This window comes from Porphyromonas sp. CAG:1061, assembly GCF_000435035.1.
GTDB classification, from domain to species: domain Bacteria; phylum Bacteroidota; class Bacteroidia; order Bacteroidales; family Porphyromonadaceae; genus Porphyromonas_A; species Porphyromonas_A somerae.
In genome coordinates this window covers 1-14,231 of record NZ_HF988880.1, presented here as the reverse complement: position 1 = coordinate 14,231, position 14,231 = coordinate 1, and the positions used below count along the sequence as shown (strand labels likewise).

At 49.1% G+C, this 14,231-nt stretch carries 11 protein-coding genes; all 11 read left to right on the top strand.

The window, feature by feature from the left end:
- Window positions 1-920 precede the first annotated feature (920 nt).
- On the top strand, window positions 921-1,697 hold the full coding sequence (locus tag QVO39_RS02230) for a hypothetical protein (protein WP_021902839.1): 777 nt from the start codon (window positions 921-923) through the stop codon (window positions 1,695-1,697).
- 290 nt (window positions 1,698-1,987) lie between these two features.
- Complete coding sequence (locus QVO39_RS02225) at window positions 1,988-3,844, top strand: AMP-dependent synthetase/ligase (RefSeq protein WP_021902838.1); 1,857 nt, start codon at window positions 1,988-1,990, stop codon at window positions 3,842-3,844.
- Window positions 3,844-4,383 (top strand): RNA methyltransferase, encoded by a 540-nt coding sequence (locus QVO39_RS02220; RefSeq protein ID WP_021902837.1) that lies wholly within the window; start codon window positions 3,844-3,846, stop codon window positions 4,381-4,383. Before QVO39_RS02225 ends, QVO39_RS02220 begins: the two co-directional genes overlap by 1 nt.
- Before the next feature lie 6 nt (window positions 4,384-4,389).
- On the top strand, window positions 4,390-5,094 hold the full coding sequence (gene ispD / locus QVO39_RS02215) for a 2-C-methyl-D-erythritol 4-phosphate cytidylyltransferase (RefSeq protein ID WP_288171582.1): 705 nt from the start codon (window positions 4,390-4,392) through the stop codon (window positions 5,092-5,094).
- A complete protein-coding gene (gene recG, locus QVO39_RS02210) occupies window positions 5,087-7,192 on the top strand; it encodes an ATP-dependent DNA helicase RecG (protein WP_021902835.1) in 2,106 nt (701 codons plus the stop codon). The genes ispD and recG overlap by 8 nt, the downstream gene beginning before the upstream one ends.
- Window positions 7,192-9,069, top strand: a complete 1,878-nt coding sequence (mnmG, locus tag QVO39_RS02205; RefSeq protein WP_021902834.1) for a tRNA uridine-5-carboxymethylaminomethyl(34) synthesis enzyme MnmG — start codon at window positions 7,192-7,194, stop codon at window positions 9,067-9,069. Before recG ends, mnmG begins: the two co-directional genes overlap by 1 nt.
- Before the next feature lie 19 nt (window positions 9,070-9,088).
- The gene (gene uvrC, locus QVO39_RS02200) at window positions 9,089-10,915 is read left to right on the top strand and encodes an excinuclease ABC subunit UvrC (protein WP_021902833.1); all 1,827 of its coding nucleotides are present in this window, start codon (window positions 9,089-9,091) and stop codon (window positions 10,913-10,915) included.
- A complete protein-coding gene (gene dtd / locus QVO39_RS02195; protein WP_018027777.1) occupies window positions 10,912-11,361 on the top strand; it encodes a D-aminoacyl-tRNA deacylase in 450 nt (149 codons plus the stop codon). Before uvrC ends, dtd begins: the two co-directional genes overlap by 4 nt.
- Window positions 11,358-11,702 carry a nucleotide pyrophosphohydrolase gene (locus QVO39_RS02190; protein ID WP_021902832.1) on the top strand — a complete coding sequence of 115 codons (345 nt, stop codon included), beginning with the start codon at window positions 11,358-11,360 and terminating at the stop codon, window positions 11,700-11,702. Before dtd ends, QVO39_RS02190 begins: the two co-directional genes overlap by 4 nt.
- Window positions 11,703-11,707: 5 nt before the next feature.
- Entirely contained in the window at window positions 11,708-12,607 is a 900-nt protein-coding gene (deoC, locus tag QVO39_RS02185; RefSeq protein WP_021902831.1) for a deoxyribose-phosphate aldolase, read from the top strand.
- A gap of 46 nt (window positions 12,608-12,653) precedes the next feature.
- A complete protein-coding gene (locus QVO39_RS02180; RefSeq protein WP_288171577.1) occupies window positions 12,654-13,952 on the top strand; it encodes a carboxyvinyltransferase in 1,299 nt (432 codons plus the stop codon).
- Window positions 13,953-14,231: the final 279 nt, after the last annotated feature.

Genomic DNA, 14,231 nt, shown 5'->3' with positions numbered 1-14,231 from the left:
AGACCATATTCCATTAAAACAAGGATTAAGACGCCACAATCAGAAATGCTTCTCCTTCTGATGGCTTGTAAGTCGCAGACCATATTCCATTAAAACAAGGATTAAGACCCTAGCTTTTTCAACTCATTGAAATCCAAACGCATTTTTGTCGCAGTCCATATTCCATTAGAACAAGGATTAGGACACATTGAACCCTGCTGGATTTTTTCTCGAGATTTCGTTTCAGAGTATATATTCCATTAAAACAAGGGTTAAGACAGTGCACACGCAAAGCTATCACAGATGACTTTGCGTGTGCATAGTCAACAGCGTCTGTAGGAGGTACAGAATGGTTGAGATGCAAGGGCTAAGGATGCGGGGTGGGTAGATGCTGGACAGCAGTGCCCTCATCTGGGTGAAGGAGTTGTGCACAGGTACGTGACGGATGAGGGACAATGATAGTAACGTTGCAGTGATCCATTCTACAATATTGATCCTTTTTGGGAACTATCTATCGTTTTATGCCCTGAAATGTTAAATATTCGCTTTATGCCAAAGTATTTATAGATACTGCGGAGATGTCGCAGTATGAGTGGGTATATTTGCTTTTGAAAAGCAGTACAAGAGTGTTATTCTTCCCTCTATGACCCCAGCTGAGGGGTCAGACTTAGATAGGGTTGTCCGACCCCTCGGCCGGGGTCGTAAGGGTATTTTTGTGCGTCATTGCACACAGGTCTTCGGCACTATGTGCCTTGACCTGTGCCTATTTAACTCGGACCTCTGCCGAGGTCCTTTCCCCATAGGTACACCAATGAATGCCACACAGGCATTCCTAATGCGTAACTCCTGTATGGCTCTTCTGCTGAAGAGGGTTCTATGAAGCGGAAGTGGTAACTTTGAAAAGTTTAGAGTTGATAACCAATAAATGAATATTGTGAATTATGGGAAATGAGGTAAAGGTATGGAATAAAGTGATGTCTGCAGCGATGGATATGCCCTATACTACAGTTAATCGTGAGCAATTTTTGAGAAAGGAACTTCAACAATATTGCTCACCTAAAGATCTGAAAAGAGCCATTAAAAACCCTGTAGACGTTCTTACGGTAGAGCAAATTGATAACTTAGCTAAGGCCTGCATTAATAATCATCTTTGGAAGGTATCTAGTCTATCTTTCGTGGCTGGCTTGCCTGGCGGATGGGCTTTGGTAGGAACCATTCCTGCTGATGTTGCCCAATATTTTTCGCATACACTAGCAGTGGCTCAAAAGTTGGCGTATCTCTATGGCTTTCCGGACTTGAGAGATGAAAATGGGAACATGACAGAGACATCTCAGGATCTGTTGACACTATTTGTTGGTGTGATGATGGGTGTGGGCGTTGCTAATAATACACTAAAGCAAGCGTCTCAAGCTTTTGCCATCCAAGTGGCAAAAAGACTACCCCAAAAGGCTTTGACCAAAACTGCGTGGTATCCTGTAATTAAGCAAGTGGCTAAGATGTTGGGTGTCAAGCTGACTAAAGATACCTTTTCAAAAGGTTTGAGTAAGGCAATCCCTATTTTTGGTGGTGTGCTTTCAGGCACGCTTACTGCTGTGACTTTTAAGCCTGCTGCTTCGCGTTTTCAGAGAAAACTGAGGGAGCAAATGTACCTTATTCATCATTCAGAGGGTGATGAGGACGATTATGACGAGGCTATTTATACTGAGATCATAGAGTAGGTGAAGTGAATCCTCTTGGATCCACAAATTGAAGCACAAAGGGCTGACTCCAGAAGTTGGAATCAGCCCTTATCTTTTGCCAACAATAAACAACTTCTCCAGACATTAATGGAAAGGAATAATGACATCCGGAATTACGGTGGGTCGTCCGACTTGTCTGACTCGTCCGACTCGTCCGAGATGAGACCCCATCGTTATCGGCTTGTGGCACACGTGTGAATAGGGCTTCTTAGATTTTTTGTACCTTTGTGATTGTAGGTAATACAATTTTTGATGATGTGATGTAAGCTATGAGACTTCCCGACCCTTTTTTACCGATTGTAGATGTTCCTAGGGCGTATGCTAAGAAGTATGCCAAGGAGACTTGTCTCTTAACCCGTATCCCACTCTCTGGGAGTTGGGAGGAGATGACGTGGGCTCAGTTTGGGAGCATTGTGCAGAGGATAGCGGTGTCGATGCTTCACAATGGTGTGGAGCGTGGCGACCGTATTGCTATCTTTTCGGAGAATTCCGAGCTATTTCTAGCCACCTATCTAGCCTCCTTTGAGGTGGGGAGTATTGCGATCCCTTTTTATGCCTCTAGTTCTGCCGCCCAAGTGCGTATGATGCTGGAGCATAGTGAGACGCACCTCCTCTTTGTGGGCGAACAGGATCAGTATCTTGCTGCTATTGAGGCGATATTAGGGATGGAGCAAAAGGTACAATTGGTACTCTTTGATCGTGCGATTGAACGAATAGGCGAGGATAAGGAGTCGCTCTATATTGAGGACTTCCTACGCGTCGCTGAGGGTCAAGGACTGGAGGTAGAGCTGGAGAAGCGTCGAGAGCTGTGGAACCTTGATGATACGGCACTTATCCTCTATACGAGTGGTACTAGTGGGGTGCCTAAGGGGGTGCAGATCAGTTTCCGCAGTGTTCAGTGGGCGATCACACAGCACAGCAAGGAGATTGAGGAGATTAAGCCAGGCAATGTCAGTATGAACTTCTTGCCCATGACTCATATCTTCGAAGCGATGTGGTGCTGCCTTTGCCTCTCCATGCGGGTGAAGATAGCCATTAATCGCAATCCAAAGAAGATCCTAGATAGTTTGGCCGAGGTGCGTCCGCACTATATGTGCAATGTACCCCGCTTTTGGGAGAAGGTTTATGTGGGTGTCTATGAGAAGATGCAGAGCTTCCCTCCACTGCTCAAGAAGATTGCCGATGAGTCGCTGAGGGTGAGTCGGAAGTTCCACTTTGAGTATCGCGCAAAGGGGCGGAAGCCACCTTTCTGGCTCAAGTTACAATATGGCTTTTACTCTATGATTCTATTGAATAGGGTGAAGAAAAAGGTGGGGGTAGAGCGAGGGCTCGTTTTCCCTACTGCTGGTGCTGCTTTAGCCGATAAGGTACAAGCCTTCTTGCTCAGCATCGGGGTGCCGATTGTCTATGGTTATGGTCTTACTGAGACGACTGCCACGGTCACTTATTGCCACATGGATGGCTTTGAATTTGGCTCTATTGGTCGCCCGCTAGGTGGTGTGGAGGTGAAGATTGATGAGCAAGCCGGCGGAGAGATACTGGTCAAGGGAGATACCGTCACCAAGGGTTACTATAAGGCTCCAGAAGCGAATGCTGAGGCGTTTACTAGTGATGGTTGGTTCCGCACGGGCGACCTCGGCTCTATGGACTCTGAGGGGAATCTCTTCTTTAAGGAGCGGGCTAAGGATCTCTTTAAGACGGCGAATGGAAAGTATATTGCCCCTAACGTGATTGAAAACCTACTCACTTCTGATGCCTTTATTGAGCAGGCGGTAGTGATTGCCGATGGTCGTAGCTTTGTGAGTGCCTTGATCTACCCATCGTGGTCGTTAGTGATTGAGGAGCTCAAGAAGAGAGGGGTGGAGAATATCCCAGAGAAGCTTGAAGTACTTTCAAAGCTCCCTGAGGTGCACTCGCTATTGGAGGAGCGGATTGATCTTCAACTCGCGGAGCTGGCTTCGTTTGAGAAGGTCAAGAAGTTTTACCTCCTTACAGAGCCGATGTCAATAGACAATGGCATGCTCACTAATAGTCTGAAGACCAAGAGACTTGTAGTGGAGAAGTATTATGAGGAGGCGATTCGTGACCTCTACTCATATCATCAGTTGCCCGACCTTACGAAGTGATGAGGAAGCTGAGGATAGAGGAGATGGGCCGTATCAGCCCTCAGGAGTATGCCAAGGCTGGGAAGCGACCGATTGTGGTGGTGCTTGATAATATCCGGAGTATGCACAACGTGGGGGCTATCTTTCGCACGGCGGATGCTCTAAGGCTAGAGGGACTTTATCTTTGTGGTATTACGGGGCAACCACCTCATTCTGAGATACATAAGAGTGCTCTCGGGGCTGAGGAGGTGGTAGATTGGTGGCACTTTGATCGGACGCAGGAGGCAATCCAGCTCCTAAGAGATAAGGGCTATACTATTTGGTCGCTTGAGCAGGCGGAAGGCTCTGTGAAGCTACCCAACCTCAAGGAACATCTAGGCAAGAGCCAACCCATTGCCATTGTGCTAGGAAATGAGGTGGATGGCGTGGACCAAGAGGTGATTGACCTCTCGGATGGAGTGGTGGAGATAGAGCAATACGGCACCAAGCACTCGATGAACGTCAGTGTCGCCGGGGGGATTGTGATGTGGTATCTAAGTGAATTGAGGGAGATAGAGTAAATGACCATGAAGGAGCTATCGGTAGTAGTCGTGGCAGGTGGTAGTGGCCGAAGAATGGGTACGGAGCTACCTAAGCAATATCTGATGCTCAAAGATCAACCGATCATTATTTGGACGCTCCTCAATATCTATGAGGCGACTCAGGATTGGGTGGATTGCGAATTGATTTTGGTACGACCCAGCGGTGACCAGGCTTATGTGGAGGAGCTACTCCGTAGTTACCTTCCGAGTTCTATAGAGGTTAAGATCGCCGATGGGGGTAAGGAGCGTGCCGATAGTGTACAGAATGGTTTGGCACTCGCCACTGGGCGGTATGTGATGATTCACGATGGGGTACGCCCGTTTGTCACGCGTGCAATGTTACAACGCCTTTGGAGTGCACGCCAATCTAGGGCGGCGATTCCTGCTATTCTCCCGACCGACTCTATCCGTTTGGTGCAACACGATGGGGCAAATCAGGCCATAGACCGAAGTACCATCCGACTAGTACAGACACCTCAACTATTTGATAGAGAGGTGCTTGTGAGGTCCTACCAAGCCTTTAATGAACAGCCTGACCCTACTTGTACTGATGACGCAAGCATTGTGGAAAGGTATGGTGGACTGAATACGACGATAGTAGAGGGGGAGGAACAGAATATCAAGCTCACCACACCTAAGGATAGGGTGTTGGCGGAGTGGATTATGGAGGAGAGAGTAGGTAATGAATGATATCCTGAAGCGTGATGTGACCTTTCTAAGAGGAGTGGGGGAGCGAAAGGCTGCCACCCTAAAGAAGGAGTTGGAAGTGGAGACGTGGGGGGACCTGCTCTACTACTTTCCTTATCGCCACGTGGATAGGACACGCATCTATACCACCAATGAACTGATTGATGGGATGCCTTATGTGCAACTGCAAGGGGAGATCATCGGTTTTGTGGAGGAGGGAAGAGGTGCTAAGAAGCGTTTGAAGGCTTACTTTAAGGATGCTGCAGGCGTCATTGAACTGGTTTGGTTTAACGGAGCGAGCTATATCCTTAGGTCGCTTAAGGTCAATACGCCCTATACGATCTTTGGGAAACCCAATAAGTTTGGCGATACCTTTAGCATACCGCACCCCGAGGTGGAGCCCGCAAAGGGGCCTTTGAGCTCGGTGGGAAAGCTCTACCCGATGTATTCTGCTACGGAGCGTATGAAACGCTCAGGGCTCAATTCGAGGAATATCAGTGAGCTACAGAAGTATATCCTTATGGAGGTGCATGGGAAGTTGGAGGAGACGTTGCCACAATATATTGTGCAGGGGTACCAGATGCTCTCTATAGAGGAGGCGCTGTGTATGATTCATTTCCCTACTTCGCCCCGTATGCTTCAGCGAGCGCAGGCACGGCTCAAGATGGAGGAGCTCTTTTATCTTACGCTGAGGATGCAGTATCTGCATCGTGAACGTAAGGAGGAGACGGTTGGACTGGTAGTGACTCCTAAGGACGATGGTCATTTGACGAAATTTAAGAGGGAAGGACTGAAGTTCCAACTGACAGGTGCTCAAGAGCGGGTGGTAGGTGAACTTCTGGCCGATATGGCATCGGGTCAGCAGATGAATCGTCTGGTGCAAGGGGATGTGGGAAGTGGTAAGACGGTGGTCGCTCTTCTCTCAATGTTGGCAGCGATGGATAGTGGATATCAAGTTTGTATGATGGCGCCGACGGAGATCCTAGCACAGCAGCACTTTAAGTCGATCTCCAATATGCTGGCGTCTCAAAAGGATATTAGGGTGGCACTGCTGACGGGTTCGATGAAGCAGAAGGAGCGAAAGCCTCTGCTAGAAGCCCTTGCTAATGGGGAGATAGATATCCTTGTGGGTACTCATATTTTGACTCAGGAGTATGTCCAGTTTCATAACCTTGGTCTAGCAGTCATTGATGAGCAGCATCGCTTTGGGGTTTATCAGAGGAGTGTTCTTTGGGAGAAGAGTCGACACCTGAATCCGCATATCTTGATTATGTCGGCGACACCGATCCCTCGTACCTTGGCGATGACGCTCTATGGCGATTTGGATGTCTCTATTATTGATGAGTTACCGCCCGGGCGTACGCCAATTATTACGAAGCACGCTTATACGCATCAGATGGCCGACGTCAATCAATTTATCTTCCAGCAACTCTCAGAGGGACGACAATGTTACATTGTCTTCCCATTGATTGAGGAGAGTGAGAAGATGGATTTGATGAGTCTGGAGGAGGGGTATGAGCAGTTTAAGCACGCCTTTCCAGCACATAAGGTGGGGATGGTTCACGGGAAACTAAAGCCAGAGGTGAAGGAGGAGGAGATGCGGAAGTTTGCTAGCGGGGAGACAAATATCTTGGTGGCTACAACAGTGATTGAGGTGGGGGTGGATGTACCGAATGCCACGGTGATGGTGATAACGAGTGCGGAGCGGTTTGGGCTTTCTCAGCTCCATCAGCTACGAGGTCGTGTGGGGCGAGGGAGCCATCAGAGCTATTGTATCTTGGTGAGTGGCGACTCGATTGGGGAGACATCGTTGCAGCGGATTCAGATTATGTGCCAGAGTACGGACGGCTTTTACTTGGCGGAACAGGACTTAAAGATCAGGGGGCATGGTGATATGGAGGGGACACGCCAGAGTGGGGTAGGGCTCGACTTACGTATCGCGGATCTGTCGGAGGACGGTCGATATGTGCAGTTTTGTAGCAACTTGGTCGGACATATCCTTAAGGAGGATCCGGAGCTTCGGTTGGATAAAAACCGCCTGCTAAGGCTGCGTTTGGATAAGATGCTAGTGAATGAAAAGGATTGGGGATTGATTAGCTAATGAATAAGAAGTACGATATTATTGTAGTGGGAGCAGGGCATGCTGGCTGTGAGGCAGCACGTGCTGCGGCACTACTGGGCTCGGAGGTGCTGCTCATCACTATGGATATGGAGCGGATAGCACAGATGAGTTGCAATCCCGCAGTGGGCGGTATTGCGAAGGGGCAGATTGTGCGTGAGATAGATGCTCTTGGGGGATTTATGGGAAGGGCGACAGATAGAAGTACGATCCAATTTAGGATGCTTAATCGGAGCAAAGGGCCAGCGATGTGGAGCCCACGTGCCCAAACCGATCGGAAGTTATTCTCTCGTCTATGGCGGGAGGAGCTAGAGCAGACTCCGCATCTTTCTTTTTGGCAAGATAGCGTGGAGCGGCTATTGATTGAGGACGGGGTATTAAAAGGGGTACAAACTCATCTTGGGGCAAAGTTTATGGCACCTAAGGTGATTTTGGCCAATGGCACGTTCCTCAATGGCGTTATGCACTTTGGAGAGGTTCAGATTAAGGGCGGACGTATTGCCGAACCAGCTGCCTATGGACTTACGGGGCAGTTGGTTTCGCTTGGCTTTAAGACGGATCGCATGAAGACGGGAACGCCGATGCGTATTGATGGCACTACGGTTGATTATTCCCTTTGTCAGGAACAGGCGGGTGATGAGGGGTGGTATCACTTTAGCTATGACACCAATTGCTCTAATAAGGATTTGCCACAAAGCTCTTGCTACATCACTTACACCAACGAGGAGGTACATCAAATCCTTCGTGACCACCTCGATGAGGCTCCGCTTTATAATGGTCAGATAGTTTCAATAGGTCCAAGATATTGCCCAAGTATAGAGACCAAGATCGTCACCTTCGCGGAGCGCGACCATCATCAGATATTTATCGAGCCAGAGGGGGTAGATACCAATGAGTGCTACCTCAATGGCTTTAGTAGTTCGATGCCGTATGAGGTGCAAGAAGAGGCGATCAGAAAGATACCTGCCTTACGGAATGTACACATTCTAAGGCCTGGTTACGCCATTGAATACGACTTCTTTGACCCGACTCAGTTGCACCATACCATGGAGACGAAACTAGTAAAGGGTCTTTACTTCGCCGGACAAATCAATGGCACTACGGGTTATGAAGAGGCGGCAGGACAAGGTCTAGTCGCTGGCATCAATGCCCACTTGTCGTTCCACGTGGAACAGTCTTTTGTCCTCACTAGAGAGCAGGCGTATATCGGCGTGATGATAGATGACTTGGTGACGAAAGGGGTAGATGAGCCTTACCGAATGTTTACTAGTCGTGCCGAGTATCGGATACTCTTGCGTCAGGATAATGCGGATGAACGACTTACTGAGCTAGGGTATGCGATAGGATTGATAGGCGAGCAGCAACTGAAGCGATACCAAGATAAAAAGCGACAGGAGACGGAGCTTCGCAAGCTTACAGAGGAGGTTTCGCTTGAGCCTACTACCGAAGTGAATGAGTGGCTGACCTCCTTGGGAAGCCAACCCATTCAACGGAAGGTGAGGCTTAAAGAATTGATTGTTCGTCCTGGCATCACCTACGATACTCTACGCAAGGTTTGTGACGAGATCAATCGCTTCTACCTTCAGGAAGAGAATGCCGAGGAGGCGGTGGAGTCTGTGGAAATTCGATATAAGTATGATGGCTATATCAAGCGGGAACAACAATTGGCGGATAAAGCCAAACGCCTAGAGGGCATCAACATTGAGGGAAGGTTCGACTATCCCTCTATCAATAGTCTCTCTATAGAGGCACGCCAAAAACTAGATAAGATTCAGCCTTCTACAATAGGGCAAGCCTCACGAATTCCAGGTATCTCTCCCTCGGACATTATTATTCTGCTCACTCTAATCGGCAGATAGTTTCACGTGGAACATACTCATGCTACTGACCAAGTCTGAAATAGAGGAGAGTATAAGTATCATTCCCGAGCTTCCTGGCTGCTATACCTACCGTGATGCAGAGGGGGTGGTGCTCTATATCGGGAAGGCAAAAAACCTCCGCAAGAGGATCGCTTCATACTTCCAGAAGAAGCATCCGGAGCGTAAGGTACGTGCCCTATTACGCTCCTTTGAGACGATAGAATATGTGGTGGTGGATAGCGAGCTCGATGCCCTTCTGTTGGAAAATAACCTGATCAAGCAGTATCAGCCACAGTATAATGTCCTACTAAAGGATGGCGATGCCTACCCATATATCTGCGTGAAAGCAGAAGAGTTTCCTCGGATCTTTGTCACCTTTAAGTATATAAAGGATGGGAGTCGGTACTTCGGTCCTTACCCTTCAAAAGGGATGGCGTGGACCTTGGTCAATCTATTCAAGCGTATTTATAAGCTCCGCACCTGCGCCTTGCGTCTCAGCGAGGAGGGAATAGAGAAAGGGAAGTTCCGTGTCTGCCTTAAGTACCATATCAATAGATGCAACGCCCCTTGTGAGGGGTACATCACGAAGGCAGAGTACGACGAACAAGTAGCTCAGGCGATAGAGATTTTGAGGGGCAATGTCTCGGGTGTGAAGAAGCTACTCAATGAAAAGATGGTTGAGGCGAGTGCCGAACTCGACTTTGAGCGAGCACTGGAGATACAAAGGGTGATAACGGATGTTTCCAACTACCAAGCTAAGAGCACCATCATCAGCAATGTAATAGGTAATGCATTGGTAGTGAGCAGTTTATCTGATATGGATGCCCATTATATCAACTACCTAGAGATACATGATGGCAGTATCATTGCCGGTCGTACCTTAGAGTTTAAGCGGCGTCTGATTGAGGATGAAGAGGAAGAGAGCGACTTCCTATCCTCGGCTCTCATCGAGTTGCTTAGTCGTACTCACTACGATATCCAGGAGCTGATACTCGAGGAGCCACCTACCTTCGGCGACTTTTCGCACTACACCATCACCCACCCCAAGCGTGGGGAGAAGCGAAAGGTGCTCGATCTCAGTCTGCAGAACGTGACCCAGTATATGCGAGACAAGCACAAGCAAGCAGAGAAGATGAATCCCGAGCAGCGGAATACTCAGATCCTACGTGAGCTAATGAATGCTGTGGGCTTGCCCAAACTGCCCTACCATGTGGAGAGCTTCGACAACTCCAATATACAAGGGAGCGACCCAGTGGCTAGTTGCATTGTATTTAAGGGTGCCAAGCCAAGTAAAAAGGATTATCGCCTCTATAAGATAAAGGGCGTTTCTGGTCCCGACGACTACGCCTCTATGCACGAGGTGGTGACTCGGCGGTACCAGAGGATAAAGGAGGAGGGTGGGGAGCTGCCCGACCTCATCATTACCGATGGCGGTAAAGGACAAATGGGTGTAGTGAAAGCGGCACTCCAAGAGGTGGGTGTAGGAATCCCAGTGATGGGGCTTGCCAAAGACGATAAGCACAATACCAATCAGGTACTCTACGGAGATCCCCCTCAAGTCGTCGGTATTATGCAGCGGAGCCAAGTCTTCTATCTCCTAGAGCGCATACAAAATGAGGTGCACCGTTTTGCCATCAACTTCCACCGAAAGCTCCGTAGTCAGCGACAAACCCACTCCGAATTGGACGAGATACCAGGCATCGGACCGGTGAATAAGCAGAAGCTGATCAAGGAGTTTAAGAGTGTCAAGAACATCAAAGAGGCCTCCCTCGAGGCACTCCAAGCCTCTATTGGCAAGGTAAAAGGGGAGACCGTATATCAACATTTCAATAGCAACGACAGATGAAGGTAGTGATACAAAGAGTGACACACGCCAAAGTAGAGGTGCGAGGGTCGCTCATCAGCGAGATCGGAAAAGGAATGCTCATCCTCCACGGCGTAGAGGTAGGTGATAGTGAGGAAGACCTAGAGTATATCCTCAAGAAGACCCTCAACCTCCGCATTTTTGACGATGCCAATGGGGTGATGAATGAGAGCATATTGCAGCAAGAGGGCGAGATCCTATGCGTCTCCCAATTCACCCTACTAGCCGATACCCGAAAGGGCAATCGACCCAGCTACATCAAGGCAGAGCGACCAGAGCTATCCTCCCCAATGTATGATAAATATTGCCAACGGCTATCCGACAATTTGGGTAAACCAGTTCAAAAAGGTATCTTTGGGGAAGATATGCAGGTGACCTTACAGAATGATGGCCCTGTTACCATTGTAATAGACAGTAGAAATAGATGAATAGCCCGACACTAAAGGAGCTACAATCCACTGTGGACGAATGGATTAAGACGTATGGCGTTCGTTACTTCGACCCCCTCACCAATATGGCGATCCTCACCGAAGAGGTGGGGGAGGTGGCTAGGGTAATGGCACGCCTTTATGGCGAACAGAGCCAGAAACCAGGCGAGGAGATCACACAAGAGCACCTTGCTGATGAGTTGGCCGACCTTCTTTGGGTGCTCACCTGTATTGCTAATCAGACAGGTTGCGACCTCACAGAGGCGTTTCAGAAGAATATCCAGAAGAAGAGCCAACGCGATAGAGATAGACATATTAATAACAACAAGCTATATAAATAAAGGTTATGACATTAGAAAATCAACAGCCACACAAGCATGTAGGTAAGAGCAAGTTTGAAGAGGCTTTTTCAGTTTTCGCACCTGTGCAGACAGTGGAAGAGATCCAGTCCGAGATTAAGAAGCTGATCGATACCCACTACGATGCACTCAATAATCACGATACCATCAGCTTCCTCCACAGCACCATAGATCTCACCTCCTTGGGCTCTGAGGATAATACGGATCAGATATACAACTTCGTCAAGAGTGTCAACGACCTCGACGATACCAATCCTACCATTCCTCCCGTAGCAAGTATCTGCGTTTACCCCAACTTTGCCAAGACGGTCAAGGAGACCTTAATGGTCGAAGATGTGCACGTCTGCTGTGTATCGGGAGGCTTCCCTAGCTCGCAGACCTTCCAAGAGATCAAGGTGGCAGAGACCTCCCTCGCCCTTGCCGATGGCGCCGATGAGATAGATATTGTGCTGCATATTGGCAACTTCCTCAGTGGCGACTACCAAGCCGTTACAGACGAGATAGAAGAGCTTCGGGACGTCACCAAGGGCAAGGTGCTCAAGGTGATCCTAGAGACAGGTGCTCTTAAGACCCCCGAGAGCATTCAGAGGGCAAGCATACTGGCACTATTCTCAGAGGCCGACTTCATCAAGACCTCTACTGGAAAGGGCTACCCTGGAGCATCGCTAGAGGCTGCCTATGTCATGTGCCAAGTGCTCAAGCAGTACTACGATAAGTATGGCGTCCGAAAAGGCTTCAAAGTCTCTGGCGGAGTCCGTACTACCGAAGATGCCATTAAGTACCTTTGCATCGTCAAAGGCATACTAGGCGAAGAGTGGATGACCAATAAGCTCTTCCGTATCGGAGCCAGTTCCCTAGAGGGCGATCTGCTCAAGCATTTGAAGTAAGCGAGCCAACCCTATGCCCCTACGAGAATGTTGCACGAAGGATGAGATGCTAGGCGCTGAGGGTGAGGGTGCTGGGAGCGTACTCACGTACGTGACCGAGCCCGAATCCCGAAAGCAACGCCGCAGATCGCCTTCGTGCAACAGTCTCCTACAGCTGCCACCGCTCACCTTTCCACACCAGCTCACGATAGAGCTGCCCTATAGTAAGAGCGTAGCTGCTAGACAGATACTAAGACATTATCTCAAGCACCAGTCGCTTTCCGACCTTATCGGTTCGGGAGTGATTGGTGCTTTTTTTTGTGACGACCTCAAGGTGCTTTACCATGCTGTGGAGCAATTGGCTCAGCGTCAAGGCAGCTCCTCGTGCAAAGTCGAGTGTGGAGAGAGTGGGACCGCCATTCGTTTCTTAATCATCGCCTCACTTTTTGAGCCAGGAGACACCCAACTTGTAGGTTCGCCACGATTGATAGAGAGAATTAAGCGAGATGACCTCCAGTTTATCACCCAGTTAGGTGGCGACTACCAATGGTTGTCCGAAGAAAGCACCCTTATTATTTTCCCCCCAAAGGAGGTGCCCGACACCACCCTTACCAATCGCTGGAGCAGTAGCCAGTACCTCAGTGCTATTGAGCTCTGCAACGAAGCTTACGGCACAAAGATAGCCTACCACTTTTCCCCTGATAGCCCCTCCTACTCCTACCTTCAACTGACTCAATCAGTCATTTCAAAAGGGGACAAATACCCACTAGAGCGGGATTGGAGTGCCGCCTCCTTTTGGTATCAGTTGCTCGCCACCAACCCTCAGGTAGAGCAGATAGTCTTCCCTCGATTGAACCTTGATAGCGTCCAACCCGATAGAGCCGTTGCCGATTTGTACCGCTCCTTTGGTATAGAGACAAAAGAAAGCAACGAGGGAGTGCAGATAACTCGGGTGGGGGAGTGCACTGCCCAACGGATTGTGATGGACCTCTCTCAAAACCTCGACCTCTTTCTCCCCATCGCCCTTACCGCTGTGGCTCTGGATTGCCCCTTTGAAATCACTGGGATACACCTATTGAGGAATAAAGAGAGCGATCGCATCGCCTCTCTAATCGAAAATATCCAACCCTATGGGGTGACTGGCATTGAGCTTACAGAGGATAGCATTGCGTGGAGTGGCACACGAACCCCTGGGGCAAAAGAGGTCTCTATTCACCCACACAACGACCACCGAGTAGCAATGGCTTTCGGGATATGGGGAAGTAACCAGAGCGAGATCCAGACAACCATACTCACCCCCGACGTAGTCCACAAAAGCTATCCCTCCTTCTTCGATGACCTCCTTCGCTATCGCAATGACCTCTGAACACTAGGAGGTGGTGCCTTTATCGGACAAGTCGGACAAATCAGACAAGTCGGACGAGTCAGACAAGTCGGATGAGCGAGCTAAACATGGTCATCAGGCTTTGCCCTCGACCTGTGCCTATTTAAGAGGGACCTCTGCTGAGGTCCTTTTTTTTTGTGGCATCTTTATAGGATAGGTTAGGCGGGGATTGGAGCACCCGAAGGGTGCCATTCAGCTAGCCCCCGGTCAAGGCACGTAGTGCCGAAGACCAGCGGGTTAGAGGCACCCCAATCCAACGAC

Excerpts from the sequence above, each read along its gene's own strand:
- QVO39_RS02230 (WP_021902839.1), top strand. The coding sequence starts at position 921 with ATGGGAAATGAGGTAAAGGTATGGAATAAAGTGATGTCTGCAGCGATG.
- QVO39_RS02225 (WP_021902838.1), top strand. The coding sequence starts at position 1,988 with ATGAGACTTCCCGACCCTTTTTTACCGATTGTAGATGTTCCTAGGGCG.
- QVO39_RS02220 (WP_021902837.1), top strand. The coding sequence starts at position 3,844 with ATGAGGAAGCTGAGGATAGAGGAGATGGGCCGTATCAGCCCTCAGGAG.
- ispD (WP_288171582.1), top strand. The coding sequence starts at position 4,390 with ATGAAGGAGCTATCGGTAGTAGTCGTGGCAGGTGGTAGTGGCCGAAGA.
- recG (WP_021902835.1), top strand. The coding sequence starts at position 5,087 with ATGAATGATATCCTGAAGCGTGATGTGACCTTTCTAAGAGGAGTGGGG.
- mnmG (WP_021902834.1), top strand. The coding sequence starts at position 7,192 with ATGAATAAGAAGTACGATATTATTGTAGTGGGAGCAGGGCATGCTGGC.
- uvrC (WP_021902833.1), top strand. The coding sequence starts at position 9,089 with ATGCTACTGACCAAGTCTGAAATAGAGGAGAGTATAAGTATCATTCCC.
- dtd (WP_018027777.1), top strand. The coding sequence starts at position 10,912 with ATGAAGGTAGTGATACAAAGAGTGACACACGCCAAAGTAGAGGTGCGA.
- QVO39_RS02190 (WP_021902832.1), top strand. The coding sequence starts at position 11,358 with ATGAATAGCCCGACACTAAAGGAGCTACAATCCACTGTGGACGAATGG.
- deoC (WP_021902831.1), top strand. The coding sequence starts at position 11,708 with ATGACATTAGAAAATCAACAGCCACACAAGCATGTAGGTAAGAGCAAG.
- QVO39_RS02180 (WP_288171577.1), top strand. The coding sequence starts at position 12,654 with ATGCTAGGCGCTGAGGGTGAGGGTGCTGGGAGCGTACTCACGTACGTG.